Source organism: Longimicrobium sp., assembly GCF_036387355.1.
In the GTDB taxonomy this organism is placed as follows: Bacteria; Gemmatimonadota; Gemmatimonadetes; order Longimicrobiales; family Longimicrobiaceae; genus Longimicrobium.
The window spans coordinates 1-2206 of record NZ_DASVTX010000051.1 but is presented as its reverse complement, the minus strand read 5'-3'; the positions used below and the strand labels follow the sequence as shown (position 1 = coordinate 2206).

At 71.3% G+C, this 2206-nt stretch carries 2 protein-coding genes; both read right to left on the bottom strand.

Annotated features, from left to right (window positions below; all coding sequences use genetic code 11):
• Positions 1–571: 571 nt before the first annotated feature.
• Complete coding sequence (locus VF665_RS02710) at positions 572–1654, bottom strand: OmpA family protein (RefSeq protein ID WP_331051862.1); 1083 nt, start codon at positions 1652–1654, stop codon at positions 572–574.
• A 102-nt stretch (positions 1655–1756) separates the two neighbouring features.
• Positions 1757–2206: ice-binding family protein (locus VF665_RS02705; protein WP_331051861.1), on the bottom strand; the 450-nt coding region annotated here is incomplete at its 5' end.

The following is a 2206-nucleotide window of genomic DNA, read 5'->3' as shown; positions in this document are numbered from 1 at the left end:
AAAGCTGGCCCTGCACACCCGCCTGCAGATCGCCGCCTTTGCGCACAAGGAGAATTCCTGAGCCGGACGCGGCCGGGCGGCTGAAGTCGCGGCAACAACGGCGCGACGTCCGCCTTCGCGGACTGCGCCGGATGCAACGTCGCGGTGCGGCGGGCCTCGGCGTGGCCTCCCGCGCCTCCAGGCAGATTCTGAGATCGACGAGCAATCGCGCGGCGGCCCGCCAGAGCGACTGAAGTCGCGGCAACAACGGCGCGAAGTCCGCCTTCGCGGACTGCGGCGGATGCTTCGGGGCGGTGCGGCGGGTTTCGGCGCGCCGCCCCCCCGGGCCGATTCGCGGGATCGACGAACAAACCCGCGGCCCGCCAGAGCGAGTGACAGCGCCGCTGGACGGGGACGAAGTCCGCCTTCGCGCGCGCAGGCGGATTGTGATCTTCTGCTTGGCCCCGCTGTGCCGGGCGCGGCGTACGCGTCGCGGATCCCGGGCCTGGGGTCCGGCGCAAAACCAACGCGGGAGCCGAAAGGTCGGCTCCCGCGTCGTCGTTCATCCATCCATCCACCCACGGACCGTCCGTTACGGAGCGGGCTGCGACGGCGGGGCGGGAATGCGGCGCATCTGCACGCGGCGGTTCTGCGCCCGCCCGTCCACCGTGCCGTTGGTGGTCACCGGGCGCGTCTCGCCGAACCCCTCGGCCGTCAGCATTCCCGCGGGGATCCCGCGGCTCACCAGGTACGCCACCACCGACTCTGCCCGGGCCCGCGACAGCGACAGGTTGGCCGCGTCGGCGCCCACGTTGTCCGTGTGCCCCTCCACCTGCCAGCTGGAACCCGGCGTGTTGCGGATGGCCATGGCCACCGAATCCAGCACCATGCGCGACTGCGGAAGCAGCTCCGCGCGGTTGGTGCGGAACTGCACGCGCAGCACCACCTGGTCGCCCATCATGGACCGGTCGCGGAACACCGTGTCGGTGCGTACGATGCGCACCGTGTCCACGCGGGTGGCGTACACCGTCTCCACCCGCGCCGGGGGAGCCGGAAGCGCCGCCGCCACCCGCGGCTGCCGCCCGCCCACGAAGTACGAGACGCCCACCGTGCCCATGGGCGCGTACGTGGTGTTGCGGCGCATGGGCACCTCGTTGTACCCGGCGATGGCCACGCGCCCTTCCAGCCGCAACGCCAGGTTCTGGCTCACCATCTGCCGCACGCCCGCGCCGGCGTGCGCGCCCCACGTGCTGTGCGTGATGCGCCCGTTGTCGCCGCTGATGCGGGTCAGTTCCGTGCCCACCAGCAGAAACGGGCTGGTGCGCGCGTTCAGGTTGGCCGTGTACGTCACGGCGCCGCCGGGGTTCAGGTACGTGACCCCGTCCTTGATCGCGCCGCCGCCGCTGATGCTGACGCCCAGGTTGCGCGTGAAGTTGTACCCGATGCGCGCCACCGCGGTGGGCATGGCGCGCGACGCGCCGGTGTCGTGCGTGAAGCGGTTTTCCGGCGATCCGCTCACCAGAAAGTCGCGCAACGCGGGGTCGATGAACACCGCGCCGCCGGCCAGGCTGAACTCCCAGCTTCCCTCCCGGTGCGGCTCCATGAACTGCGCCGAGCCCGGCACCGCCACGCACGCCGCCAGCAGCGCGGCGCCCTTTACGATTCGATCAAACATGTTCGCCCTCTCGTGTTTTTCATCTTGGGTACGGACCGCTGGCGGGGCGGGCGCGGCGGCCGGCCCGAATGGCCGCCCGCGCACCCGCCCCCCCCATGTTGGCTACGGAAGCGTGATGACGCTGCCGGTGCCGAGCGTAACGGCTCCGTTGCGCGCCAGCGCCCTGCCGAGGATGGAGACGTTGTCCACCAGCGTGATGCTGGTAAAGGCGATGATGTTGCCCTGCCAGGCCGAGCCGGTGCCCAGCGTGGCGGAGCTTCCCACCAGCCAGTACACGTTCCTGGCCTGCGCCCCGCCCTGCATCACCACCGAACCGGCCGTGGTGAGCGACGATCCAGCCTTGATTACGAACACCGCGTCGGCGGGGCCCGAGAGCGTTACCGTTCCCGTGACGCCCACCGAAGTCGGCGCGCAGTAGACGCCCGGGGTGAGCGTGGTGCCGCCCAGGTCGCTGGTGATGGTGGCCGTGCAGGGCATGGCCGCCAGCGCGTTGTAGGCGATGGTCAGGTCGGTCTGCGCGTCCTGGGCGTAGGTGTCGCCCGCGTGGCGCTG